1 protein-coding gene is annotated in these 628 nt (G+C 67.5%); it reads left to right on the top strand.

From position 1 onward, the window contains the following. Positions 1-94: 94 nt before the first annotated feature. A partial coding sequence (locus SK854_RS48140; protein WP_319981896.1) for a hypothetical protein occupies positions 95-628 on the top strand: 534 nt, incomplete at its 3' end.

Below are 628 nucleotides of genomic sequence, written 5' to 3'. Positions count from 1 at the left end.
ACTGCCGTCCTGGGACTGGGAGTTCGAGCGCGAGAACCTGAGGGAGGCGTGGCCGTACATCACGCCGACCTGGCTGCGGTCCGCGGAGTCGGCCATGACCGAGGGCGAACCGTTCCACACCACCGCGCACAGGTTGCGCAACGAGGACGCCCTGCTGCCCGGCTACATCTACACCACACCGCCGGACCTCGACTTCGATCCTCGTACCTATCTCGGCTGGCAACCCTCGCCCGACGTTCAGGCGTGTTGCGGCGGGGCAGAACTGCCCCAGTCGGCAGTGGACCGGGTGAGCGCACTGGGTGTCGACGCGTTCTTCCCCGCGCTCATGCTGGGGTCGCCGTTGGGATATCGCACCGAGGCGGCGTTCACCTTCTGGACGCCGGAGCTGTTCCGCCATCTGGTCACCGCGTCCGTGCAGGCCGCACAGGAACGCGGTGTGCAATGTGTTGTGGCACCGTGGATCCCGGACCGGATGGGCAATCAGCACCTCGTCACCGCGCTGGAGCGGCTCGGAGCAGCGGTGGGATTCCGTGGGACCGAGGACTTCCTGCAGTTGACGGCTGACAACTACGCCGACCACGTGGCGCGCATGCCCAGCCGCAAACGACGCCGGCTGAACCTGGACCGC

This window comes from Lentzea sokolovensis (genome assembly GCF_033949975.1).
In the GTDB taxonomy this organism is placed as follows: Bacteria; Actinomycetota; Actinomycetes; order Mycobacteriales; family Pseudonocardiaceae; genus Lentzea; species Lentzea sokolovensis.
The sequence above is the reverse complement of the archived record's forward strand: the minus strand, read 5'-3'. Positions and strand labels throughout refer to the sequence as shown.